22 protein-coding genes are annotated in these 23,527 nt (G+C 60.9%); 6 read left to right on the forward strand and 16 right to left on the reverse strand.

Annotation, left to right across the window (positions count from 1 at the left end):
- The first annotated feature begins 90 nt into the window (after positions 1-90).
- Together CFR79_RS04375 and CFR79_RS04385 are read left to right on the forward strand one after the other, a co-directional pair.
- Positions 91-552 (forward strand): Lrp/AsnC family transcriptional regulator, encoded by a 462-nt coding sequence (locus CFR79_RS04375; protein WP_102325684.1) that lies wholly within the window; start codon positions 91-93, stop codon positions 550-552.
- Positions 553-1,409: 857 nt separating this feature from the next.
- Positions 1,410-3,935, forward strand: a complete 2,526-nt coding sequence (locus tag CFR79_RS04385; protein WP_110547049.1) for a TonB-dependent receptor domain-containing protein — start codon at positions 1,410-1,412, stop codon at positions 3,933-3,935.
- A gap of 554 nt (positions 3,936-4,489) precedes the next feature.
- Here CFR79_RS04385 and CFR79_RS04390 read toward each other — a convergent pair.
- The 16 genes from CFR79_RS04390 to CFR79_RS04465 form a co-directional block, all read right to left on the reverse strand.
- Positions 4,490-5,554, reverse strand: coding sequence for an ABC transporter ATP-binding protein (locus tag CFR79_RS04390; protein WP_110547050.1), 1,065 nt, complete (start codon positions 5,552-5,554; stop codon positions 4,490-4,492).
- Positions 5,551-6,348: an ABC transporter permease gene (locus tag CFR79_RS04395; protein ID WP_110547051.1), complete on the reverse strand. Its 798-nt coding sequence runs from the start codon at positions 6,346-6,348 to the stop codon at positions 5,551-5,553. Before CFR79_RS04395 ends, CFR79_RS04390 begins: the two co-directional genes overlap by 4 nt.
- 18 nt (positions 6,349-6,366) lie before the next feature.
- The gene (locus CFR79_RS04400) at positions 6,367-7,227 is read right to left on the reverse strand and encodes an ABC transporter permease (RefSeq protein WP_110547052.1); all 861 of its coding nucleotides are present in this window, start codon (positions 7,225-7,227) and stop codon (positions 6,367-6,369) included.
- A gap of 7 nt (positions 7,228-7,234) precedes the next feature.
- Positions 7,235-8,251, reverse strand: a complete 1,017-nt coding sequence (locus tag CFR79_RS04405; RefSeq protein ID WP_110547053.1) for an ABC transporter substrate-binding protein — start codon at positions 8,249-8,251, stop codon at positions 7,235-7,237.
- Between the two features lie 17 nt (positions 8,252-8,268).
- A complete protein-coding gene (locus CFR79_RS04410; RefSeq protein ID WP_102325549.1) occupies positions 8,269-8,583 on the reverse strand; it encodes an NIPSNAP family protein in 315 nt (104 codons plus the stop codon).
- 5 nt (positions 8,584-8,588) lie between these two features.
- The gene (locus tag CFR79_RS04415) at positions 8,589-10,058 is read right to left on the reverse strand and encodes an aldehyde dehydrogenase (protein ID WP_110547054.1); all 1,470 of its coding nucleotides are present in this window, start codon (positions 10,056-10,058) and stop codon (positions 8,589-8,591) included.
- Between the two features lie 24 nt (positions 10,059-10,082).
- Positions 10,083-11,117, reverse strand: a complete 1,035-nt coding sequence (locus CFR79_RS04420; protein ID WP_102325551.1) for an LLM class flavin-dependent oxidoreductase — start codon at positions 11,115-11,117, stop codon at positions 10,083-10,085.
- A gap of 40 nt (positions 11,118-11,157) precedes the next feature.
- Positions 11,158-11,979 (reverse strand): alpha/beta fold hydrolase, encoded by an 822-nt coding sequence (locus CFR79_RS04425; protein ID WP_181417352.1) that lies wholly within the window; start codon positions 11,977-11,979, stop codon positions 11,158-11,160.
- Positions 11,960-12,523: an amino acid synthesis family protein gene (locus CFR79_RS04430; RefSeq protein ID WP_254057851.1), complete on the reverse strand. Its 564-nt coding sequence runs from the start codon at positions 12,521-12,523 to the stop codon at positions 11,960-11,962. Before CFR79_RS04430 ends, CFR79_RS04425 begins: the two co-directional genes overlap by 20 nt.
- Before the next feature lie 133 nt (positions 12,524-12,656).
- Entirely contained in the window at positions 12,657-13,163 is a 507-nt protein-coding gene (locus tag CFR79_RS04435; protein ID WP_110547056.1) for a flavin reductase, read from the reverse strand.
- Positions 13,160-14,071: a bifunctional 5,10-methylenetetrahydrofolate dehydrogenase/5,10-methenyltetrahydrofolate cyclohydrolase gene (locus tag CFR79_RS04440; protein WP_102325555.1), complete on the reverse strand. Its 912-nt coding sequence runs from the start codon at positions 14,069-14,071 to the stop codon at positions 13,160-13,162. The genes CFR79_RS04435 and CFR79_RS04440 overlap by 4 nt, the downstream gene beginning before the upstream one ends.
- Positions 14,071-14,949, reverse strand: coding sequence for a formyltetrahydrofolate deformylase (gene purU / locus CFR79_RS04445; RefSeq protein ID WP_110547057.1), 879 nt, complete (start codon positions 14,947-14,949; stop codon positions 14,071-14,073). Before purU ends, CFR79_RS04440 begins: the two co-directional genes overlap by 1 nt.
- A complete protein-coding gene (locus tag CFR79_RS04450) occupies positions 14,946-15,527 on the reverse strand; it encodes a sarcosine oxidase subunit gamma (RefSeq protein ID WP_110547058.1) in 582 nt (193 codons plus the stop codon). The genes purU and CFR79_RS04450 overlap by 4 nt, the downstream gene beginning before the upstream one ends.
- Positions 15,520-18,555: a sarcosine oxidase subunit alpha family protein gene (locus CFR79_RS04455; RefSeq protein ID WP_110547059.1), complete on the reverse strand. Its 3,036-nt coding sequence runs from the start codon at positions 18,553-18,555 to the stop codon at positions 15,520-15,522. Before CFR79_RS04455 ends, CFR79_RS04450 begins: the two co-directional genes overlap by 8 nt.
- Positions 18,552-18,839 carry a sarcosine oxidase subunit delta gene (locus tag CFR79_RS04460; RefSeq protein ID WP_102325559.1) on the reverse strand — a complete coding sequence of 96 codons (288 nt, stop codon included), beginning with the start codon at positions 18,837-18,839 and terminating at the stop codon, positions 18,552-18,554. Before CFR79_RS04460 ends, CFR79_RS04455 begins: the two co-directional genes overlap by 4 nt.
- A 7-nt stretch (positions 18,840-18,846) precedes the next feature.
- A complete protein-coding gene (locus tag CFR79_RS04465) occupies positions 18,847-20,106 on the reverse strand; it encodes a sarcosine oxidase subunit beta family protein (RefSeq protein ID WP_102325560.1) in 1,260 nt (419 codons plus the stop codon).
- 85 nt (positions 20,107-20,191) lie between these two features.
- Between CFR79_RS04465 and CFR79_RS04470 the strand changes: the two genes are divergently transcribed.
- From CFR79_RS04470 to CFR79_RS04485, 4 genes are all read left to right on the forward strand, one after another.
- Positions 20,192-21,160 (forward strand): LysR family transcriptional regulator, encoded by a 969-nt coding sequence (locus CFR79_RS04470; RefSeq protein WP_110547060.1) that lies wholly within the window; start codon positions 20,192-20,194, stop codon positions 21,158-21,160.
- Positions 21,161-21,184: 24 nt separating this feature from the next.
- Complete coding sequence (locus tag CFR79_RS04475; protein WP_102325562.1) at positions 21,185-21,838, forward strand: helix-turn-helix domain-containing protein; 654 nt, start codon at positions 21,185-21,187, stop codon at positions 21,836-21,838.
- A gap of 104 nt (positions 21,839-21,942) precedes the next feature.
- Positions 21,943-22,839: a class II glutamine amidotransferase gene (locus tag CFR79_RS04480; RefSeq protein WP_110547061.1), complete on the forward strand. Its 897-nt coding sequence runs from the start codon at positions 21,943-21,945 to the stop codon at positions 22,837-22,839.
- Positions 22,839-23,525, forward strand: a complete 687-nt coding sequence (locus CFR79_RS04485; RefSeq protein ID WP_110547062.1) for a GltB/FmdC/FwdC-like GXGXG domain-containing protein — start codon at positions 22,839-22,841, stop codon at positions 23,523-23,525. Before CFR79_RS04480 ends, CFR79_RS04485 begins: the two co-directional genes overlap by 1 nt.
- Positions 23,526-23,527: the final 2 nt, after the last annotated feature.

Below are 23,527 nucleotides of genomic sequence, written 5' to 3' on the forward strand. Positions count from 1 at the left end.
TCATTGCGGGATGATGTTAATGGGGTTCCGTAGGGATTTTTTCCCTATTTCATGGTTGTTTTTGCTGAATATGTGGTCATACGATCGTTTATGAGCAGAAAACCTGATGAATTTGATCGCTCCATCCTGCGGGCCCTGCAAAAGAACGCGGGCCTGTCGCAGCGCGAACTGGCGGACATTGTTGGCCTGTCCCAGAATGCGTGCTGGCGGCGGCTGAATGCGTTGCGGGCAAGCGGTCTGGTTGGCAACCAGACGCTACGGCTTGATCCGGCAAGGCTGGGGCTTGGCCTGACCGTTTTTGTCATGGTGCGGACCCGCAATCATTCGCGCGAATGGCTGGAGCGGTTTCACAAGGCCGTGACAGCCATTCCCAATGTCATCGATTTCTACCGTATCGCGGGCGATTACGATTACATGCTCAAGATCATCACGCAGGATATGGAATCGTTCGATACGATCTATCGTACCCTTATCAGCCGCGTGGATCTGGATACGGTCACATCCTATATGGCGATGGAGGCCATATCCGCGAACCGTGACCTGCCGGTCTGAAGGCGGTTGCGGTGCGGGATGTTGCCCTGCCGATCCAGTGGAGGGGTTTTTCCGCTGACCGGAAAGATACATAGGGATGAACCGGTCTTGTAATGAACTGCGTTTCCTTTGTTCGTTACGACCTGATATCGTAATATGGTGATCGTGCAGGACTGTCGGGGGATGAAGGAACCTTCAGGCAGGAAAGGCGTTTTGGCCGGATGATATCTTCTGCGCGTGGGGAAACGCCGGGAACTGACCATGGAACAGGTGGCGTGGCGGGTTCTGTTGCGAATCTGTAACGTGGTAATTTCCCAAAGGTTGCAGGTTCCGTTTATTATTCCGGAATCGAAATTACGCATGCGGGTGAGCGACCAGGTGTATCTGCTGCGCCACATCACGATTCGTATACGTGATACGAATTTCCGATATGCAAAAAGATTTGTTCCTCCACCATTTCGTTAAAAAAATGATTTTGTGCATGTGTGTGCCCTGATGGGAAAGGGGAGAATTTGCCCCGGTTTTCAGCCGTATTGTGGATTATTCCGTCTATTATTAAATACTTATCCGATGCGTCCATTTTCCTCCTGTTGCGTTTGTGGCAGAAGGGGCATGTGAATTTCGACACGGAACAGTCCGAATTTCCATGATGAGCATTCCTTCTGGCGCGCCACATCATGTGACCTGTTTGCCACATCGGTTTTTCGATTCCTTATATCGATATCGAAACCGGTTGATATCGACATCGAAACTGGTGGAACATATTTCCACGGGCGGGTTGAAAAATTCATCAATGTTGCTCTCGACTGACTTAATTTTGAACGAAACGCCAATGTGTGGCCCTGCGCGGGGCCGTTTACAGGTGCTGCGGAGGCTTCATGAACAAACGACGCTCATTATGGAACGTCCTGCTTCTGACTACAGTGATCGCTGGCGTAACGGATGAAGGCGCGCGCGCCGCTTCGACGTTACCGCAGACGACGGCAGCGGGTGGCAACACCACCCATTCCGGTGCGGCCCATGTTTCCACCACGGGAACGCCTGTCCGGCATACGACGCGCAACACGGCTGTTGTCTCCCACAGCAACCCTGAGCAGCTCAGTGTTCATGCCAGTCATCTGCGTCCGCATGGAACGGTCGTATCCATGGGACAGGCCATGTTCCAGCAGCAGGCACCGGGCACCAACCCGATGAAGGCCCTGTCGACCATGCCGGGCATCATGTTCAATTCGGATGATCCGCAGGGCACGAACACCTGGTCGCAGCAGCTGTACATGCATGGTTTCCAGCAGCAGGAAATCGGCATGACGCTGGATGGCATGCCGCTGGGTGAAATGACCTATCGTAACTATAACGGTCCGCCTTCGCCCACACTGGCCGTATCTTCGGAAAACGTGGACCGTATTGATGTCTCTCAGTCCGCGGGCGCTGAAGATATCGCCGCCACCAACAACCTCGGCGGTTCGCTGGCCTATGTGTCAAGCGACCCGAAGGACAAGATGGGTGGCAAGGTCACGCAGGGTTTCGGCAGCTATGACAACTACCATACCTTCGTACGCTTCGACAGCGGCAAGCTGAACAGCTCCGGCACCAAGTTCTTCGCGTCCTACATGCGTCAGGACGCGCAGGTATGGCGTGGGTATGGTGAGCAGTTCTACCAGCAGGTCAACGCCAAGCTGGTCCAGCCGATCGGGAACGACAGCAAGCTCGTCGCCTTCTTCGACTGGGGTGACCTGCACCAGTTCACGCCGCAGGATGAATCGCCGCAGATGCAGCAGCAGTTGGGTTACTATAACTCCAACTACTACAATGGCGGTACGAGTGGCTTCATTGCGGCAAGCAATGCCGCGAATGGCAACTATCCGTCGAACCTTGCGAACAGCAGCATTTCCGACAAGGGTGACGCGGCCTATTACGACGGCGCCACGAACAACAGCGACATCATGGGCTACATCAAGGCCGATCTGGCGCTGACCAAGCATGTCCGCTGGATCACGACGGCCTATGGTCAGGGTGAAAGCAACCAGACCACCTGGGGCCTGCCGATCGGCAATAATGGCAATGGCTACGATCCGTCCTACTATACCCACCTGAACCAGACCTATGGCTATACTTCCGCCCTGGGTGAAATCGTCAAGCAGCCGTCGATCGAGCGCTTCGGCATCACATCGAAGGTTCAGTACGATGTGGCGCACAACCACATTTCCGGTGGTGTCTGGTATGAAAACAACGCGTATTCATCATCCATGTGGATGTATGGTCAGCCGACGGTTCTGGCCAATGGCCAGCTTTCCGGCTCGATCAATCAGCCGCTGAACCACTTCAAGAACCCGGTTGAGGAACTGTTCAACCAGAACTACAACACGAACACATTCACCGCGTTCGTGATGGATACCTACAATCCGCTGCCCAACCTTGCCCTGCATTTCGGCATGAAGGCGCTGCTGAACACGACCCGCGTGGGCGATGGCTACCTGAACCAGTACTATTACGGCAATGTTGGTGGCATCACGTCCGGCGTCAGCCAGACGATCGCACGTCCCTTCCTGCCGCATGTCAGCGTGGACTGGCACTTCCTGCATAACCATGAACTGTTCTTCGACATTTCCGAAAACGTTCATACCTATGCGGAATCGGGCTACAAGCTGTCGAATTCCCCGTTCGCCGTTACTCAGGGTTCGTACAACACGAACATCAACAGCGTTCACCCGGAATATGACTGGACGTTCGCCATCGGCTACCGCTTCACGCATCGCCTGCTTGATGCATCGGTCTATGCCTATCGCACCAACTTCCATAACCGTCTGCAGGCCGTCAGCGTTGCGGGCCAGTCCGTCCAGAACGCCAGTGGCTATGCGGTCATCAATACCGGCAGCGTGACCATGAACGGTGTCGATGCCGCCATTACGCTGCATCCGTTCACACGTGGCATGCTCCGCAGCCTGTCGCTGACCAACAGCGTCAGCTACAACCACGCGGTCTATGACGACAACTTCAACTCGTCAGGAACTGGTCCGTCCACGGCAGGCAAGCGCGTCGTCAACTATCCGCGCTTCATGTATAAGGGCCGTCTGTCCTATTCCTACAAGAACGCCCTGTTCTACATGGATGGCAGCTACACCGGGAAGCGTAGCTATGACTATACCGGTGACTACAACATTCCCGGTTACTGGATGTCAGATCTGGGCATGCAGTACCGCATGGGCAACATGGGCCGTTACAACAAGCACATGGACTTCATGAAGGATGTGACCTTCGCCTTCAACATCCAGAACCTTGCGAACACCCACTGGATCTCCACCATGGGCGAAAACGGTAACGCCATGACGGGTGGTTATACCAACCAGTCCATGCTGTTCGGTGCGCCGCGCATGTTCTTTGGTTCGGTTTCCGTCGACTTCTGATCCATCGTAAAACCTGCCTCACATCCATGACGTGAGGCAGGACCGGACAGCATAAAAGCCCGAACAGGGGCACACCGGTCCGTATGGACCTGGTGTGCCCTTTTTTATTGCTGGATGAGTTCCATGCGCATCGGACAGTTCTGTCTACGGGGCAGGGGTGTTATGGGGAGCGCTCCAGAATCTGACGGTAATATTTAGGCTCTATTTAAGAGCCGGTCGGTGCGTATGGCGCCCCTACGCCTCACTGTTCTGGCAGAGTTGTTATCTGCGGTAGTAGTCGGGAAGCAGTGCTGTCCACTTAAATACCGTGCCACATAAACTTTTGTGAAGATGTAAGTTACCGGACATGCAGCCCCAACTGTTCAGAGGCTGTTTGAAAGGTCCGTCTGGAAACATTCAGAAATTATAAGGAATTTTTTGGTTGAGCTTTTTTCAAAAAGCTTCGGAAGACGTCATCTTTATTGGAAAAAGGCGACGTCCAGCAACTTTTCCTGTCCAGCCCGATGAGGTCAGCCCCGCATCAATATCATGCGGGTGTCCTGTTTCATGAACGGTTACCGGAAGACAATGGCCTTATGGGGTAGCCAGCCAACCGATACCCTGTCGCCCGTCTGGGGTGGGTGTTCGGTGCCATCAATGTAAACACGCATTGTCAGGGTGTAATCGCCGGGAATTCCTATTTCGTAATTCATGACATTGCCAAGGAAATACGAACTCCTGACCTGTCCATCAAACGAACTGGCACAGTCTCCGGCCTTACGAAAGGTCAGATCCTCCGGCCGCATCATAAGCAGCGGATGGTCTACATCCCCACTGTCGCAGATACGGACGTTTTCAACACATGCCCCACCGGGCAGCCTGATCGTGCCTGCTGCCGCATCCATGATCTCGACAGGCATGAAATTGGAATTGCCAAGGAACTGCCCCGCAAACCTGCTACGCGGGGATGTATACAGATCGGTGCAGGTGCCGATCTGTTCCACCCTGCCGGTATTGAACAGGATGATGCGGTCCGACAGGCGCAGGGCTTCTTCCTGATCGTGGGTAACATACAGGATCGTGACACCCGTGCGTTCATGCACGCGTTTGATCTCGCCCTGTATTTCCTCGCGCAGTTTCTTGTCCAGCGCCGAAAGGGGTTCATCCATCAGCAGGATTTCAGGCTCATAGACCATGGCGCGGGCAATGGCCACGCGCTGCTGCTGCCCGCCCGACATCTGCGCGGGGTAACGCCCGGCAAGCTGTTCCATCCTGACCAGCCGCAGCATTTCGTTCGTGCGGGCTTCAATTTCATCGCGGGGGCGTTTGCGCACGACCAGTGGAAAGGCAATGTTCTCGCGCACGGTCATGTTGGGAAAGAGCGTGTATTTCTGGAATACCATGCCAATATTGCGGTGGTTGGACGGCACATCCAGAATGGTGCGTCCATTGACCAGCACGTCGCCGCCGGTTGGCGACATAAGGCCCGCGATCACATACAGGGTCGTGCTTTTTCCTGACCCGGACGGGCCGAGGAATGTCACGAACTCCCCCTTACGGATATCAAGCGAGACATTCTGGACGGCAACATTCCCGTGATATGATTTATGGAGATTGCGAATGCTGAGAAAGGCCGTCATTTTTTCTCACTTTTCATGAAATTGGCGCCGAATATGAACAGCCCGCTCAGTACAATCAGCACGGTCGATACGGCGGCGATGACGGGCGAGAGATCCTGCTGCAGATTGCCCCATATGCGGACCGGCACGGTCTGAAGTGACGGGCTGGCCATGAAAATGGCCACCACGACTTCATCCCATGATGCAAGGAAGGAAAAGATCGCAGCCGAAAACAGCGCCGGACGCAGGCTGGGCAGCGTAATACGCATGATCGCGTAGGTACGGGACGAACCACACAGCACGGCGGCGTTTTCAATCGCCGGATCGATATGTGCAAGCCCGTTCAGGATGGCCCCGACCGAAAAAGGCAGGGCGAGGATCAGGTGAGCAATCACGAACCCGCAGAATGTGCCGTTAAGATGGATACGCAGAAAGAACGCATAGAGCGCGATTGCCGTCACCACCACCGGCAGGATCATGGGCATGAGGAACGCCGTCTCACACGCCGGCCGCCACGCCGTTCTGGTGCGCGATATGCCAATGGCCGTTATCAGGCCCAGAAGGACGGACAGCACGGTGACGGTAAGACCGACCTCCAGGCTGACCATGAAGGAACCCAGCCAGTCCGGGTCCGTAAACAGTTCGCGGTACCACCGTAGCGTCCAGTGCGGGGGGGGAAAGACCAGCCATGGTGATGAGTCGAATGACAGCATCACGATCAGCACCAGCGGACAGACAAGAAAAGCGGTTACAAGGGCGGCAATGATGCCCAGCGCGATCCGCCATGGGCCAAGGTTTTCGAAGGAAAGCAGCATGGCTGTCTTGGCCTCTGGCTATGGGGTCGTGTGGGGCTGGCGGTTAAGCCGCCGCTGCACGCCGTACAGGAACAGCGTCATGACCAGCAGGACAAGGGCCGCCGCCCCCGCAAGCCCCCAGTCCAGAACCGACTGCACAAGCTGCGCGATCAGTTCGGCCAGAACCATGCGTGATTCACTGCCCAGCAGGGAAGGGGTTACGTAGTACCCAAGCGACATTACGAATACCGACACACCCGCGCTGCCCAGTGTGGTGGCGATTGCGGGCAGGAAGATGCGCCGGAAACTGGTCATCCGCGATGCGCCACATAATGTGGCGGCCTGAAACAGGGCGGGTTCCAGCATGGCGATCCGGTTGCGCAGGGGAAAGACCACGAAGGGCAGCATGATATACGTCATGCCTACGGTCACGGCGAACAGACTGTTCATAAGGGGCAGTGGTTCGGCAATCAGGTGCAGGGCCAGAAGGGTCTGGTTGATGGGGCCGGTATCCTGCAGCAGCACAACCCATGCGTAGGTCCGTGCCAGCAGGTTCGTCCACATCGACAGGATCAGCACTAGCTGCACCGGCTGGCTCCACCGCCGGGGGGCTATGGCCAGAAACCATGCGACCGGCAGGCCCAGCGCGAGGGAGACCGCTGTGACAAGCGTGGCCAGCAGGAACGTATTGGCAAAAATACGTCGGTATGCGGACGTGAAAAACAGCGTGCGGTAATGCTCCAGCCCCAGCGATGGCACGGTAAAACTGAGCATCAGCATAAGGCATAGCGGAATGACAAAGAACACGGCCAGAAAGATGAGGCCGGGCAGAAGCAGGCCATAGCTTTCCAGCCATGGCCCACGGGCCACACGCAGGCGTCTGGTCGGGAAAATGCTCATGCCCTGCCTATTCCGCCTGCCATGCGTACCAGCGGCGGGCAATTTCATCATGATGGGCAGCCCAGTACGCGATATCGGGGTCTATGTGACTGTCCGCATGGGCCTGCGGGGCGGCCATCCGGTCTTCCGGCGTCATCAGTGCCAGACTGGCCAGATTGATCGGTGCATAGCCCGTCATATGGGCAAAGGCAGCCTGTGGCGCGGCCGAGATGGCATAGCCGATCAGTTGCCGCGCCACATCGGCATGGCGCGCGCCACGGGGGATGACCAGCATGTCGGCCACAGTAATATTCTGCTCCCATGAAATGCCGACATCCACGCCCCCTTCCTGCAGGGCGCGCAGGCGGCCATTCCAGAACATGCCTGCGGTGACAGAACCCGCCGCCATCATCTGCTGGGACTGGGCACCCGAACTCCACCACCGGATGGCGGACTTGATGGTGTCCAGCTTGCGGAAGGCGCGGTCCAGATCCAGCGGATAAAGCTGATCCGGCGGCACGCCATCGGCCAGCAATGCGATTTCAAGCACGCCGGGCGAGGGGAATTTGTACAACGCCCGCTTGCCCGGAAAATGCGCGATATCGAAGAACTCACGCCAGTTGGCCGGATGCGGTCCTTGCGGGTTCGCATACCCTAGCACGAACGAGAAATAGAAACTGCCCACACTGTAGGGACTGACAAAACGCGGATCGATCTGCATCAGGTCGGATGCGGGCAGGCCCAGTGGTTCAAGCAGCCCGTCGCGCGCGGCCTTGGCGGCGAAATCGGCTTCCACATCCACGACATCCCACGCCACATTACCGCTTTCGACCATGGCCTGGAACTTGCCGTAATTGGTCGGACCGTCCTTGAGAACGGGAATACCCGTTTTTTTTGTAAACGGTTCCAGCCAGTTCCGTGCCTGCATGGCTTCGGTCGATCCCCCCCAACTGGTAAAAACGGGGGCATCGACCGCATAGGCCGCCGCAGGAATCACGGCAGGCAGCGCCATCATCATGGCCAGTGTCAGTACGATCCGTCGCATGCGTCAGGCCACGTACGTTATTGCAGGGGCGAGAAGGATGCCGGAAGGACGATCTTGCTCTCCATCGTGTCGATATGCTGCTGGATACGGGGCATGAAGGCCAGCCATGCCGGGTCCTGCAACAGTCGGGCGCGCCGCGCCGTACGGTCGTTGAGGTCCTGATAGGCCCAGATATGCACGATCTGGTTCAGCGGCCCGATATCGGAAAAGAAATAGCCGATCAGGGTGCCCAGATGCGGCTGCTGTATGGCGATGCCTTCCTCGGCCACGGCCTTGAGATAGGGGGCAACACCACCCGCCCGCAGGGTGTAGGTTCTGATTTCGTAAATCATGGCGGTCACCTCATTACAAACGGGTCGGAGATGGGGGTATCGCTGGTGCGTATCCACACCGATTTGGTGCGGGTATAGTCCAGCATGGCTTCCATCCCGCCTTCACGCCCCAGCCCGCTCAGGCCGTAGCCGCCAAAGGGCATCATGGGCGAAACCATGCGATAGGTGTTGACCCATACGATCCCCGCGCGCAGCGCCGCCGTCATGCGCTTGGCGCGGGCAAGATCGCGGGTGAAAACACCGCAGGCCAGTCCGTAGGGCGTATCATTGGCCTGTGCCACCGCATCCGCTTCATCATCGAAGGCGATGACGCTGAGTACGGGGCCAAAGAATTCTTCCCGCAGGCACGGCGTATCGCCGTTTTCGCACAACAGGATCGTGGGGCGGAAATAATAGCCTTCCCCATGGTGCCCGGGTGGTGTGCCACCGGTTACAAGCCGGGCGCCTGCGGCAACGCTGCGCGCGATCAGGTCCTGGATATGGGTGACCTGACGTTCGGTGGCGAGGGGACCCATTTCGGTCGCCATGTCATCAGGCGTGCCGATATGGATGCGTTCGGCGCGTTCCTTCAGCCGTGCCAGGAGGGCAGGCAGGATGGCGCGGTGCGCGATCAGGCGCGAACCGGCAACGCAGCTCTGGCCACTGGCGGCAAAAATGCCCGATATGATGGCATTGACCGTGCTGTCCAGATCCGCATCGGGAAAGACCACCACAGGGGACTTCCCACCCAGTTCAAGCGTCAGGTAAGCAAGGTTTTCGGCACTGTTACGCACTACATGGCGTGCCGTTTCCGGGCCACCGGTAAAGGCGATGCGTGATACCAGCGGGTGGCTGGTCAGCACGCGCCCGCAGTCATCGCCAAAGCCGGTCAGGATCGAAATCACGCCGGGGGGAAAGCCCGCTTTGTCCACCAGCCGGGCAAAGGCCAGAAGCGGGGCCGGACCATCTTCCGATGCCTTGAGCACGACCGTGCAGCCCGCCGCCAGCGCCGGGGCGATTTTTACCGCCGAAAGGAAAAGCTGCGAATTCCATGGCACGACGGCGGCGACGACCCCGATGGGCTCGCGGCGCAGATAGGCTTCCGTATCCGCCTTGTCGATATCGATGTAACGCCCTTCGACCTTGTCGGCCAGACCGCCGTAATAACGGTAATACTCCGCCACATAGGCAATCTGCGCGCGCGTTTCGCGGATGATCTTGCCGGTGTCGCGCGTTTCCAGTTCCGCCAGATGTGGTGCTTCGGCTTCGATCAGGTCCGCAAGGCGGAACAGCAGCCTGCCACGCTGGCTGGCGGTCAGGCCAGACCACTGCGGCGCGCGAAAGGCCCGGTCGGCCGCGCGGACCGCACGGTCCACATCCGCTTCACGCGCACGCGGCATGCGCGCCCATGGCTGGCGGGTCGCGGGGTTGATGCTGTCGAACGTGGCTGACGCATCTTCAAAACGGCCGTCGATATAATGCTGGAAAGTCTGCACGCCTGCGATCCTGTCATCGATGCGTTACGAAAAAGCGGGCATCACATCCCTGATGAACCGCTCGAGCGATGCCTTCTTGCGTTCAAAGGGCATCAGGCTGTCGATCCAGAAACTGTACTGGTCGTAGCCCATGGCTTCGTAATTCTTCAGCCGCGCAATCACTTCATCGGGCTGCCCGATGACAAGGTTGCGGTGAACGGTTTCGGGCGCATACATCGTCATTTCCGCCATTTCGGCGTCGCTGAGTTCCTGGATCAGGCCATTTTCAATGGGGCGCTGGTTTTTGAACCATGCGCCGAAGTAACAGTAGAAGCGGCTCAGTTCATGGTCTGCCTGCGTGGTATCGGCCTCATCGGCGGCGACATAGGTGTGCATGAGCAGCATCACCTGCGGGCGCGGCACATCGGGATGCTGCGCGCAGCCTGCGTTGAAGCGGTCCATCAGGCTCTGCACTTCCTCATCGCCCGATGCAAGCGGCGTGACCTGCACGTTGCAGCCGTGTTCCACCGCAAAGGCGTGGGAGTTCGGGTCGCGCGCGGCAAGCCACAGCGGGATTTCACTGCCCATCGGCTTCGGTACGGATGTGGTCTTGGGAAACTGCCAGAACGTGCCTTCATGCGCGTAATCGCCCGCCCACAGCTTTTTCAGCACGGGCACCATCTCACGCATGCGCTGGCCTGCCGTCCAGGCATCCAGCCCCGGCATCATGCGTTCGTATTCAAAGGCGTAGGCACCGCGCGCCACGCCCAGATCCAGCCGCCCACCGGTTGCGATATCGGTCAGCGCCGCTTCCCCCGCCAGACGGATCGGGTGCCAGAAGGGCGCGATCACCGTGCCCGTTCCCAGCCGGATGCGCGATGTCTTGCTGGCAAGGTAGGCGATATTGATCAGCGGATTGGGGGCGATGGTGAATTCCATGCCGTGATGTTCACCAATCCAGGCGGTTTCCATGCCGCCTTCTTCAGCGATCCGGACGAGCTGCTCCAGTTCATCGAAAAGCTCGGCATGGGTCTGGTCGGCGCGATAGCGTTCCATATGAACGAACAGCGAAAACTTCATTGATACATACTCCCGACGGCTGCAATCAGGCAGTGCTGGTTCAGCCAGGCTGGAAAAAATCGGCAATGGCCCGGTTGCTCGTGTCCGGGTGGACGTAGCTCATCATGTGGCGCTCGCCCGGCAGGATCACGGCCTGCCCGTATGGGGCGGCCTGCGCCATGGCCTGCGACATGGCGGGCGTGGAATTGGGGTCCAGTTCCCCCGTCAGGAACAGGGCTGGCTGCGCCAGTTGCCCAAGGCGGCCCACATGGGCGCTATCGGACCGGGCGAACAGGCGGTAAGTGCGGGCATATCCTTCGGGCTGGATGGCCCGAAGGGCGTGATCGAGGGCTGCCCGTTTCGGGGCTGCGTCCGGTGCGGGTTCGGGGCCGAACCAGCGGTCCAGCGTCGGTCCCCAGTCCTGTTCGCCCGTCTGTGGCTTCAGGGCTGCGGCCCGCGCGGCGATGGCGGCTTTCTGTTCGACCGTGCGGTCATATACGCCATTCATGGCGATGAGCCGCTTTACCCGCTCCGGTGCGCGCAGGCCCGCCTCGATCGTGATCAGCGCGCCCATGGAATGCCCGACAAGACAGACGGATGGCACGTCCAGATGATCCATGAGGCGCGTGAACTGGTTGCTGTAATCCGCCAGCGTGGGCTGTTCCGGCGGCAGGGCGCTGAGACCGTGCCCCAGCATGTCGTAGGCGATGCAGCGGTATCGGGGCGCGAAAAAATCAATCTGCGGCGCCCAGAAGTCCAGACTCATGCCCACGCCATGCACGAATACGATCGTGCCCTGCGTGGCCTGACCCGTGGCGGGTCCGGCAATGCGGTAGCGTGTGCCCTCGTGGTGGCGGATTTCGTCAGCCATGCGTGCTGCCAAGCTCGGCCAGATCCTGATACCGGTCACCGATGCGGTGATGGGGGCGACCGCCGATGGAGGCACCCAGAACCACCACGATTTCGTCATGCGCCGGGGCATCGTTGATGGAGAACTGGATGGTCAGGTAATGCGAGCGTCGGCCCGCGTCATTCTTGTCCATAAGCGGCACGGCAATCGGGGCATCGGGGCCGCCGCGCGTATTGGTGAAGGCAAGATAGGACTGCGCGTTCACCGCACGCCGGTAATGGTTGCCAAAGCGCAGGGTGTGGATCAGCGCGGAAGCGTGTTCGACTTCCCCGTCCGTGCCGACCACGGCAGCCTTGCCGTAGGCTTCGATCCGGTCGCCGCCACCGGTCATTTCCAGCATGCGCGCGGTCATGAGTTCACCCAGTGCTGGGGCGATGGCGTGGATTTCCGGTTTCAGGTCTTCGACGAAGCCACGTCCCGCCCACGGGTTTTTCAGGACTGCCGCCACGGCGAAAAGCTGTAGCGGAACAGGTGCCTCACGCCCCCCTTCGATCAGGGTTTCTTCTTTGTAAGACACGATTTTTCTGAGTGATAGCACCTGGGCGTTCCTCCCGATAGTTGTCTTAAGGGAAAGTTTATTTCCTGAGATTAATATAATGAAGGCGGGAATAGGAAATTATTTTTTTGTCACCGAAACATTTTCCGGCCGTTCAGGCCGCGCCGGTCTGTTCCGCCCCGACCATGCCGATCGGGTGGTAGCCACGGCGGAAATAGATCAGCCCCGCGCCATCCGTCCCGATTTCGATATTGCGCACCACGCAGAACAGGACACTGTGCGTTCCCACGGTGGAAACATTTTCAATCGTGCAGTCGAAGGAGACGATGGCATCTTCCAGCACCGGCGCGCCGTCCGTGCGTTCATGCCAGCGCGCCTGCCCGAAGCGTGTCTCGTTATCCGCCTTGCTGGCGAACAGGCCGGACAGTTCCTGATGGCCGGAACTGAGGACGTTGACGCAGATGACGCCGTTTTTCACAAATGCATCATGCGACCGGCTGCGTGTGTTGATGCAGACCAGCAGCGTGGGCGGCGTATCCGTGACCGAGCATACGGCGGAAACCGTCATGCCCGCCCGCCCGGCATCGCCATCGGTGGTGATGATGCTGACCGCCGCGCCAAGATGGGACATGGCCTCACGGAACAGGGACTGATCGATCATGGGGGTGAACCTTTCTGCTTTCCGGCCTGTGCCGATTGCGCCGCGCGCAGCGTGTTGTGCAGCAGGCAGGCAATGGTCATGGGGCCTACGCCGCCCGGCACGGGGGTTATGGCGCCCGCATGCGGGGCGACTTCATCAAATGCGACATCGCCCGCGATGCGCGTGCCCTGCGGTGTTTCGATGCGGCTGATACCGACATCGATCACCAGCGCGCCGGGCCGTATCCAGTCGCCGCGCACCAGTCCGGCATGGCCCGCCGCCACGACGACGATGTCGGCCCGGCGTGTCTCCTCGGCGACATTACGGGTCTTGAGATGGGTGACGACAACCGTGCAGCCTTCCGCCAGCAGCAGGCTTGCCATCGGGCGGCCCACGATATTCGATGCGCCGATGACCACCGCATGCAGCCCTGCAAGGTTTTTCCGTACGGATTTGAGCAGGATCAGGCAGCCCATGGGCGTGCAGGGGATCAGGCCATCACGCCGCCCCACCGCCAGCTTGCCCGCATTGGCGACGTGAAACCCGTCCACGTCCTTTTCCGGCGCGATGGCGTCCAGCACCGCATCGCGGCTGATATGGGCGGGCAGCGGCAACTGCACCAGAATCCCGTGCACGGACGGATCGGCATTGAGGCGCGCGATAATGTCCAGCAGGGCGGCCTGTGATATGCTGGCGGGCAGATGATGGGCAACCGAACGCATGCCCACGGCCTCGGTCTTGCGGACCTTGTTGCGTACATAGATCGTGCTGGCGGGGTTTTCCCCCACCTGTATCACGGCCAGACCGGGTGGAAAGCCATGCGTTTCCACAAACCGGGCAACACCCGCGCGGGTCGTGTCCGTCAGGTGGGCGGCATGGACCTTGCCCGCGATCACCTGTGCCGGGTGTATGGATGGTTGCGCGGACATCAGGGCGTGAACACGATGGTCTTGCTGCCGTTCATCAGCGCGCGGCGTTCGATATGGAAACGCACGCCACGGGCCAGCACGCGCCGTTCGATGTCGCGACCCTTGCGGATCAGGTCATCGGGTGAATCGGCGTGCGAGATGCGTTCCACATCCTGTTCGATGATCGGGCCTTCATCCAGGTCACTCGTGACATAATGCGCGGTGGCCCCGATCAGCTTGACGCCCCGGCTGAACGCCTGATGATACGGACGCGCGCCCTTGAAACCGGGCAGGAAGGAGTGGTGGATGTTGATGCACCGCCCGCTGAGCCGGGATGCCATCGCATTGGACAGCACCTGCATGTAACGGGCCAGAACGGCCAGTTCGGCCCCGGTTTCGTTAAATATCGTCCAGATCTGTTCTTCCTGCGCGGCTTTCGTTTCTTTCGTGACCGGCAGATAGTGGAACGGGATGCCGTAGAAATCCAGATCCGCGAACGTCTCACGCGGATGGTTGGAAATGATGCCCACGGGGTCAATCGGCAGTTCGCCGATGCGCCAGCGATACAGCAGGTCCACAAGGCAGTGGTCGAAGCGGGAGACCAGCAGCAGGACCTTCTGGCGGTGCTGCGTATCGGTCAGCGACCATTCCATGGAAAAGGTGTCGGCTATCCGGGTGATCTGGGTACGCAGGCCCTGCCCGATATTGTCCGTGGCGGTGACTTCAAAGACAATCCGCATGAAGAAGCGGTTGCTGTCCGTGTCATCGAACTGCTGGGCTTCGGTTATGTTGGCGCCCAGTTCGTAAAGCTGCTGGCTGATCGCGGCCACGATGCCGGGGCGGTTGGGGCAACTCAGTGTCAGGATGAAAATGGCCGGGGAAGTCGCATTGCGAGTCATGAAATACGGTCCGCTTGTGGAATGCCGCCAAGCATGGCGGTGTGGAGTTCATGGTGCAGGCTCTGGGCCAGACTGCGGAAAACAAGGAATTCGTAGCACGGCGTGTCGTCCACCTGACGGAGGATGACAGCAATATGCCCCGCAAGGGTCAGGGCCACGTCACCGGCGGCGAAAGCGCGCGGATGCAGGTCGACCGGAACCAGTTTGGCTGCGATCGCGCGTGCGCCCGGTCCGCGCAGTTCAAGGGCGGTGCGGCTGTCACCCTGCGCGGTCAGGGCCGCGAACGCGGCGCATGGCGACAGTCGCGTGAGCAGGTCCGTGCCCGGCGCGGCGCGCAGGAGCCACTGGTTCGGGCCTGCCCAGATGAAGGTGATGCCATCGGCATTTTCGACGCTGCGCGGCGTATCGGGCAGATCGACGTCAAATTCTTTGCCGACAAAGGCGCGCAGGGTGTCGGCCTGACCACGGAAGGCGGCAAGGCTTACGCTTTCACGCATGGCCCCGGCCCGCAGCGTCACGCCGTGGGCGGTCAGGGGAACAGGCGATACGGCGTCGCGGGGGTGGAGGACTTCAGGCATGCAGCCGTTCTCCGTTGGGATCGACAAATACGGGTGAGACAACCCGCGCGGCGGTCACGCTATTGCCCAGCGGGTTATGGACCATGACCGTCTCGCCCAGACGCGCCGGGCCGTTGGACAGGAAGCCGAGCGCAATCCAGCCGTTCAGCGTGGGCGACCACGCGGCGGAGGAAACCCAGCCCTGATCATGCGCGGCGGTCGCTTGCGCGCCTGCGGGCAGCAGGTGGCCGCCCGCGACCAGTTCATCGCCCGCATTGACCGGCACAAGCCCGATCAGGGCCGGACGCGCCGGGTCGGTCAGGGCAGGGCGCGCGGCCATGGCGCGTCCGATAAAGTCCTTGCGGGTCGAAAGCATCCGGCCCATGCCCAGATCGTGCGCCGTGGTCTGGCCATTGAGTTCCGGCCCGGCGGGATGCCCCTTTTCGATACGCATGACACCAAGCGCTTCCGTGCCGTAGGGCGCGATCCCGTAAGGCGCGCCCACTTTCATCAGAAGCCGCGCCAGCGCATCGCCAAAGCGTGCGGGCACCGCAAGTTCGTACGCCAGTTCCCCCGAGAAGGACAGACGGAACAGACGCGCTTCCTGGCCGCCGCAGATGGTGACGGTGGCAGCGGCCATATAACCGAAGGCTTCGTTGGAAATGTCGAATGCCGGATCGACGATATGGCGCAGCACATCGCGTGACTTCGGCCCGGCAATGGCAAGCTGCGCCCATTCATCCGTAACCGAGATGAAGCGCACATCCAGTTCGGGCCACAGCCACTGATGGCACAGTTCCAGATGCTGCATGACCGAACCCGCATGGGCGGTGGTCGTGGTCATGACATAGTGGTTTTCACCCAGTCGGGCGGTCGTGCCGTCATCATAGGCAAATCCGTCCTCGCGCAGCATCAGGCCGTAGCGCGCCCGCCCGATGGGCAGCCTGCGCCATGCGTTGACGTAAACCCGTTCCAGAAAAGTCGCGGCATCCGGGCCCTGAATATCAATCTTGCCCAGTGTCGTGACATCGCAGAAGCCGACCGCCGTACGGACGGTGCGGACTTCCCGGTTGACGGTGTCGCGCCAGTGCGTCTCGCCCGGTCGGGGGAACCACTGGGCGCGATGCCACAAACCGTTGGCCGTAAAGACCGCGCCCTGTTCCGTGGCCCAGTCATGGGTCGGTGTCAGGCGATCGGGTTTGAAATGCCTGCCCCGCGCCGCGCCGGCCAGCGCCCCGATGGCGACGGGCTGCACGGGGGGGCGGAACATCGTCGTGCCGGTCCGGGCGATGCTGCTGCCCGTCTGTTCGGCCATCTGGGCCAGCGCGTTGACATTGGCCGTCTTGCCCTGATCCGTGGCCATGCCCAGCGTGGTGTAGCGCTTGAGATGTTCGACCGAACGGAACCCTTCGATCGCCGCCAGCCGCACATCCTTCGCCGTCACGTCATTCTGGAAATCGATGAACGCCTTGCCTGTCCTGGCTGGCCGGTCCAGCGGCAGGGCGTGCCATAGCGGGACGATGGCGTAGCTTTCTGTCCCGGCTGCGGGCAGGTCGGCCACGGTGGCGCTGAACCCGCAGGCCTGTGCCGCGTCCTGTCCGCAGGTCGTCCCTTCGCGCAGGCAGTCGGGCGTGGCGAACGTGCCGTTCGCCACGCCTGCGCTCCGCATGCCAGCAGGCATCGTGCCGGGGACGAAGGCGCACAGGGTCTCGTCATAAACCGGTTTCGTGCGCTGATGTGTCGTCAGACTGAGTTCGGGGTTCCATCCGCCGGACATGGCGACAAGATCGCACGGCACGCGCTGCGTCAGGCCCGAATGTTCCCGAATGACGGCGGCATGGATGCCCAGGCGGCCATAGGTATCGGCAATCGCGCCCCCCATGAACAGTTTCGCACCCGTAAGCTGCGCCATGTCGCGCGCCAGTGGCGTTTCGGTCGTGCGGGCATCGACAATGGCGGCGATCGTGGCGCCCGCGCGGTGCAGGTCGCGTGCGGTGCGCAGGCCGTCGTCATTATTGGTGTAGACAATGGCGCGCTGGCCGGGTGTGACGCCAAAACGGTTGATGTAGGTCCGCACGGCCCCCGCCAGCATGATGCCGGGGCGGTCGTTGTTGGGGAATACGATGGGCCGTTCAATCCCGCCGGTCGCTACAATGGCGTGCCGGGCCACGATGCGCCACAGGCGCTGGCGCGGCTGGTCCGGTGCGGGTGTGGGCACATGGTCGGCCACACGTTCCAGCGCACCATAGGTACCGCCGTCATAGGTGCCGAAAACGCAGGTGCGGGTCATGATCCGCACTTCGGGCATCTGGCGCAGTTCGTCCATTGCCTGTTCGGCCCACTGCCATCCGGGCATGCCGCCGATTTCACCATGTTCGGCGCGCAGGCGGCCGCCCGGCAGGCTGTCCTGCTCGCACACCAGAACGCGTGCGCCCGTGCGCCCCGCGGTCAGTGCCGCCGCAAGCCCGGCGGGGCCGGTGCCCACGACCAGCACATCGCAGAAAGTGGTGGCCTTTTCGTAAATATCGGGATCGGCTTCATCCGCCGCACGGCCCAGACCGGCGGCACGGCGGATCATGGGTTCGTAAACCTTTTCCCAGAAGGCGGCGGGCCACATGAATGTCTTGTAGTAGAACCCGGCGGTGAATACGGGTGAAAACACGCCGTTGATCCCCAGCGCGTCCATGGCCAGCGATGGCCAGCGGTTCTGGCTGGCGGCCTCAAGCCCGTCGAACAGTTCGGTCACGGTGGCGCGGCTGTTCGGCTCGCGGCGCGCGCCGGTGCGCAGTTCCACAAGGGCATTTGGCTCTTCCGCCCCGGCGGACAGGATGCCGCGTGGACGGTGATATTTGAAGGACCGTCCCGCAAGGCGCACGCCATTGGCCAGCAGGGCGGAAGCCAGCGTATCGCCCGGATGGGCCGCGTAACGTCTGCCATCGAACGTGAAATGTATGGTCCGGCTGGTGTCGATACCATTGCCCGTGGTGGTCCGCATGGATTGCGACGGATCGCCCGATGCGGATGATTTCCCCTGACGGAGCAGTTTCATGATCCAGCGCCTTCCTTGTCTGCGCGCGCGACATCCACCGCGCGGACCACGTCCGAAATGGCATGCGTGCGCGTATCGCGCGTGACGACCAGCCACGAACGGCACCCCGCGCCGTGGTACCACAGTTCGCGGTGCGGCCCGGCGGGGTTGTCGCGCAGGTAGACGTAATCGACCCAGTCCTGCGCGGGCGCCGTTGGGCTTTCGGGGCGGCGGACGGTGGCGTCGCCGCGATAGGTGAATTCTTCCAGGCCGCGCGGTCCGCAGCAGGGGCAGTTCAAACGCATCGGAACCTCAGTGCAGATTGGGCTGTGCGCCCATGCCTTTTTCATCAATCACCGCGCCCCGGGCGAAGCGGTCCAGCCGGTAGGCGGTTGCCGTCGGGTGGGGTTCGTCACGGGCGATAAGATGCGCGAAACACAGGCCTGAAGCCGGCGTGGCCTTGAAGCCGCCGTAGCACCACCCTGCATTGAGGTACAGGCTGTCGACCGGCGTGCGGTCAATGATCGGGCTGCCATCCATGGTCATGTCCATAAGCCCGCCCCAGTGGCGCAGCAGCCGCACGCGCCCGATCCGGGGCATCAGCGCCATGCCACCTTCGCACACATCCTCGATCACCGGCATGTTCCCGCGCTGGGCATAGGAATTGTAGCCGTCGATATCGCCGCCAAACACCAAGCCCCCCTTGTCGGACTGGCTGATGTAGAAATGGCCCGCGCCAAAGGTGGCCACGCAGTCGATGAAGGGCTTGAGTCCTTCGCTTACGAATGCCTGCAATACATGGCTTTCGATCGGCAGGCGCAGCCCGGCCATGGCGGCCACGCGCGATGAATTGCCCGCGCAGGCCAGAGCCACGCGCCCCGCGCCGATATAGCCGCGCGTTGTCTCCACGCCCACCGCGCGCCCGTTCTGGGTGCGGATACCGGTGACTTCGCAGTTCTGGATGATGTCCACGCCCAGCCGGTCGGCCGCGCGGGCATAACCCCATGCCACGGCATCGTGGCGGACGGTGCCACCGCGCCGCTGCAGCAGGCCACCCTGTATGGGAAAGCGGGCATTGTCGAAATTGAGGAAGGGCAGCTTGCGCCGCACGGCCTGAGCATCCAGCAGTTCGGCATCCACGCCGTTCAGCCGCATGGCGTTGCCACGGCGGATATACGCATTGCGCTGTGCGTCGTTATGGAAAAGGTTGAGCACGCCGCGCTGGCTGACCATCGCATTGTAATTGATGTCCTGCTCCAGCCCTTCCCACAGCTTCATGGCGCATTCATAGAAGGGGACATTGCCCGGCAGCAGGTAATTGGAACGGATGATTGTCGTATTGCGGCCAATATTGCCGTTGCCGATCCAGCCCTTTTCCACCACGGCCACGCGCTTTATGCCGTATCGTCGCGCCAGATAGTACGCGGTGGCCAGGCCATGGCCCCCGCCGCCTACGATGACGACATCATACGCCGCCTGTGGCGTGGCATCGCGCCATGCGGGCTGCCAGCCGGTATGGCCACGCAGCGTTTCCCGCAGAAGGGAAAAGAGGGAGTAGCGATTGCTTGGCATTACGACATCTTCAATCCGTTATCGAAAGGGACGGTAACGCGTTTCGTGCTGGAGAAAGTATAAATTTTGCTTATGGTATGATCCCATGGCGCTTCCCGATCCCCCTTTTGACCTGTCCGCCCTCAATGTCTTTCTGGCGGTGTGCGATAACGGCAGCATGGCGGCCGCAGCACGGATGCTGGGCGTTACCCAGCCCGCCGTGTCGCAGGTGGTCGCCGATCTGGAAAAACGGATCGGCACACAGTTGTTCGACCGGGGCGTGCGGCCCATGGCGCTGACCGCCGCTGGTACCGTGCTGCGCCAGTATGCCACGGGCCTTATGGTAGAAATGCGCCAGATTGCGGTGCGGCTGCAGGAAATGCGTTCGGGCCGGGTGCGGCAACTGCGGATCGGCGTGGTGGATTCCCTGTCGCGTGCGGTGATGGGCGATGTCTCGGCTTTCATGCGCGCGCGCGTGGACCGGCTGATCGTCTATGCGGGGCTTACGGAATCCCATGCCGCCGCCCTGCTGACCCGGCAGATCGATTTTATCCTGAGCGTGGATAATCTGGAGGACATCCCCGATCTCGAACGCTGGCCACTGTTCGAGGAACCATACCTGCTGTTGTGCCCCGCACAGGTCGCAGCCCCCACGACAGTCGCGGAACTGGCCGACCTGCTGACCACGCGGCCATTCGTGCGGTTTTCGCTACGATCCCGCACGGGGGGCGAGGTGGAACGCTACCTGCGCAGGCTGAAGCTGGAAATCCCCTTCGGGCAGGAATTTGACCGCCCCGATGGCGTGCTGGCGGCGTGTCGGCTGGGGGGCGTGGCGATCACCACGCCGCTGTGCCTGTATGAAGCGGGGTATGATCCGTCATGCGGGCTGGTCTGTCACAGGCTGCCCGTGGGCGGGCTGCGGCGGCGGTTGACGCTGGTGGCGCGACGGCGTGAATTTGGCCGTCTGCCACTGGATTTTGCTAAAACGCTCCGGGCTGTTCTTATGGAGCGCACACTTGGCGAACTGGCGGAGGATTTCCCGGCCTTTGCCGCCCAGATGGACGTCCTGTCCTGATGGATATTTTTCTGGAGACCACGTATGGCCACGGCCCGTAAAGCACGATCCGAGAAAACCGCAGCAGAACTGACCACCGGGTCTTCCGCCGGTCCCGTACGGGAACTGACACTGGAGGAATCGCTGGGCGCGCAGATCCGTCTGCTGCGCCGCCGCGCGGAACTGACGGGCGCCGATCTGGCCAGCGCGGCGGGAATTTCGCTGGGCATGCTGTCAAAGATCGAAAACGGGCAGATTTCCCCTTCGCTGGCCACGCTGCAATCGGTCTGCCGCGCGCTGAATGTCCCCCTGAGCCAGCTATTCGCCACGTTTGAGGAACAGCGTGACTGTTCATTCGTCAAGGCGGGGCATGGCGTGGTGATCGAACGCCGGGGTACGAAAGCGGGCCATGAATACCAGTTGCTTGGCCATCTGCTGGGTGGGGGCACGGTGGTTGAACCCTATCTCATCACACTGCATGAGGACGCCAATCCCTATACCAGTTTCCGCCATCAGGGGGTGGAACTGATCTACATGCTCAGCGGGCGCGTGCTGTACCGCCATGGCGACGAATCCTATGACATGGGACCGGGCGATACGCTGCTGTTCGATTGCCAGGCACCGCATGGTCCCGAGGTTCTGCTTGAAAAACCAATGAAATATCTTTCGATCATCATCTATTCCCGCCAGTCGGAATGACACCATACTTTTCCAGAAAGGAAAGTTTTATTCTTTCCAGTTGACAGGGGCAGGGGATGCAGGCTTGATGACTGCATCTTTTCCTCTCTCGGCGGAGAATGACGATGTGTGGCATCGTTGGGTTATTTCTGAAAAATCCCGCGCTTCAACCTGAACTGGGCCTGCTGACCGCGCAGATGCTCCGGGTCATGACGGAGCGTGGTCCCGATAGCGCGGGTTTCGCGGTTTACGGCGGCGCGCGGCATGGACAGACCAAGATCACGGTCCGCGGCCTTGTCCCGTCCGATATGGCGGCGTTTGAAAAGGGCCTGCTGGCCTGTGCCGGTACGGGGGTTACGTTCCTGTCGCGTGACGATCATACGGTCATCACAGTGCCCACCGAACATGAAAAGACCGTGCGCCAGTTCATTGCGGCATTCGGCCATGGCGTATCCTTTGTCGCCAGCGGCGATAGCATCGAACTCTACAAGGGTGTCGGCCTGCCCGAAGATGTGGCGACGCGCTTCAACCTTGCGGGCATGAGCGGCACCCATGCCATCGGCCATACCCGCATGGCGACGGAATCCGCGGTCACGACCGCAGGCGCGCACCCGTTTTCCACCGGGCCAGATCAGTGTCTGGTGCATAACGGTTCGCTGTCGAACCATAACACCCTGCGCCGCCAGCTCGTGCGCGAAGGGCTGACATTCGAGACCGAAAATGACTCGGAAGTGGCGGCAGGATACCTGTCATGGCGGCTGTCGCGCGGTGAGCGGCTGGATGAAGCACTGACCGCTTCGCTGGCCGATCTGGATGGGTTCTATACCTTCGTTGTCGGCACGCGCGACGGTTTTGCCGTGCTGCGTGACCCCGTGGCCTGCAAGCCCGCCGTCATGGCCGAAACGGATGATTACGTGGCGTTCGCTTCCGAATACCGTGCCTTCGCCCAGCTTCCCGGCATCGGGAATGCAACCGTTTTCGAACCCGAGCCCCAGCGCGTCTATCATTGGGAACACGCATAATGAGCAACATGCAGGAAATCGATCTGGCGGAATGCACGCTGCGTGATGCAAACAGCCAGTTGCAGGGTGAAGACGTAACCGGCGCATGGGTTATCCGTAACCCGCGCGGCCGTCATGCCCTGGCTGTCGGGCTGACCGCGCCGGTGGATGTGCTGGTGGACGGGCAGGCGGGTTATTACGCCGCCGGGATGAACCAGCGCGCCAATGTCACCATCAACGGCAATGCCGGTCCCGGCGTGGCCGAGAACATGATGAGCGGTCGCGTGCATGTATCGGGCAACGCCAGCATGGCCGCCGGTGCGACCGGTCATGGCGGGCTGCTGGTCATCGATGGCGACGCTGGTGCGCGCTGCGGTATCTCCATGAAGGGGATCGACATCGTCGTGCGTGGCTCGGTCGGGCATATGAGCGCGTTCATGGCGCAGTCCGGCACGCTGGTCGTATGCGGCGAAGCGGGCGAGGCGCTGGGGGACAGCCTGTACGAAGCGAAGCTGTTCGTGCGCGGTGACGTGAAAAGCCTTGGCGCGGACTGCGAGGAAAAGGAGATGACGCCACAGGATCTGGCCCATCTGCAATCCCTGCTCGATCGCGCCGGGATTACGGAATATCCGGCCGACAGCTTCCGTCTCTACGGGTCCGCCCGCCGCCTGTATCACTTCCACGTTGATAACGCCGCTGCTTACTGAGG

Origin of the sequence: Komagataeibacter saccharivorans (assembly GCF_003207825.1) — a bacterium.
Classification (GTDB): Bacteria; Pseudomonadota; Alphaproteobacteria; order Acetobacterales; family Acetobacteraceae; genus Komagataeibacter; species Komagataeibacter saccharivorans.

What these genes read in the sequence shown, in the direction of transcription:
- CFR79_RS04390 (WP_110547050.1), bottom strand. Translation starts at nt 5,554, where the DNA reads ATGACGGCCTTTCTCAGCATTCGCAATCTCCATAAATCATATCACGGG.
- CFR79_RS04375 (WP_102325684.1), top strand. Translation starts at nt 91, where the DNA reads ATGAGCAGAAAACCTGATGAATTTGATCGCTCCATCCTGCGGGCCCTG.
- purU (WP_110547057.1), bottom strand. Translation starts at nt 14,949, where the DNA reads ATGACTCGCAATGCGACTTCCCCGGCCATTTTCATCCTGACACTGAGT.
- CFR79_RS04410 (WP_102325549.1), bottom strand. Translation starts at nt 8,583, where the DNA reads ATGATTTACGAAATCAGAACCTACACCCTGCGGGCGGGTGGTGTTGCC.
- CFR79_RS04475 (WP_102325562.1), top strand. Translation starts at nt 21,185, where the DNA reads ATGGCCACGGCCCGTAAAGCACGATCCGAGAAAACCGCAGCAGAACTG.
- CFR79_RS04385 (WP_110547049.1), top strand. Translation starts at nt 1,410, where the DNA reads ATGAACAAACGACGCTCATTATGGAACGTCCTGCTTCTGACTACAGTG.
- CFR79_RS04450 (WP_110547058.1), bottom strand. Translation starts at nt 15,527, where the DNA reads ATGCCTGAAGTCCTCCACCCCCGCGACGCCGTATCGCCTGTTCCCCTG.
- CFR79_RS04435 (WP_110547056.1), bottom strand. Translation starts at nt 13,163, where the DNA reads ATGATCGATCAGTCCCTGTTCCGTGAGGCCATGTCCCATCTTGGCGCG.
- CFR79_RS04470 (WP_110547060.1), top strand. Translation starts at nt 20,192, where the DNA reads ATGGCGCTTCCCGATCCCCCTTTTGACCTGTCCGCCCTCAATGTCTTT.
- CFR79_RS04395 (WP_110547051.1), bottom strand. Translation starts at nt 6,348, where the DNA reads ATGCTGCTTTCCTTCGAAAACCTTGGCCCATGGCGGATCGCGCTGGGC.
- CFR79_RS04405 (WP_110547053.1), bottom strand. Translation starts at nt 8,251, where the DNA reads ATGCGACGGATCGTACTGACACTGGCCATGATGATGGCGCTGCCTGCC.
- CFR79_RS04455 (WP_110547059.1), bottom strand. Translation starts at nt 18,555, where the DNA reads ATGAAACTGCTCCGTCAGGGGAAATCATCCGCATCGGGCGATCCGTCG.
- CFR79_RS04440 (WP_102325555.1), bottom strand. Translation starts at nt 14,071, where the DNA reads ATGTCCGCGCAACCATCCATACACCCGGCACAGGTGATCGCGGGCAAG.
- CFR79_RS04480 (WP_110547061.1), top strand. Translation starts at nt 21,943, where the DNA reads ATGTGTGGCATCGTTGGGTTATTTCTGAAAAATCCCGCGCTTCAACCT.
- CFR79_RS04400 (WP_110547052.1), bottom strand. Translation starts at nt 7,227, where the DNA reads ATGAGCATTTTCCCGACCAGACGCCTGCGTGTGGCCCGTGGGCCATGG.
- CFR79_RS04420 (WP_102325551.1), bottom strand. Translation starts at nt 11,117, where the DNA reads ATGAAGTTTTCGCTGTTCGTTCATATGGAACGCTATCGCGCCGACCAG.
- CFR79_RS04460 (WP_102325559.1), bottom strand. Translation starts at nt 18,839, where the DNA reads ATGCGTTTGAACTGCCCCTGCTGCGGACCGCGCGGCCTGGAAGAATTC.
- CFR79_RS04485 (WP_110547062.1), top strand. Translation starts at nt 22,839, where the DNA reads ATGAGCAACATGCAGGAAATCGATCTGGCGGAATGCACGCTGCGTGAT.
- CFR79_RS04465 (WP_102325560.1), bottom strand. Translation starts at nt 20,106, where the DNA reads ATGCCAAGCAATCGCTACTCCCTCTTTTCCCTTCTGCGGGAAACGCTG.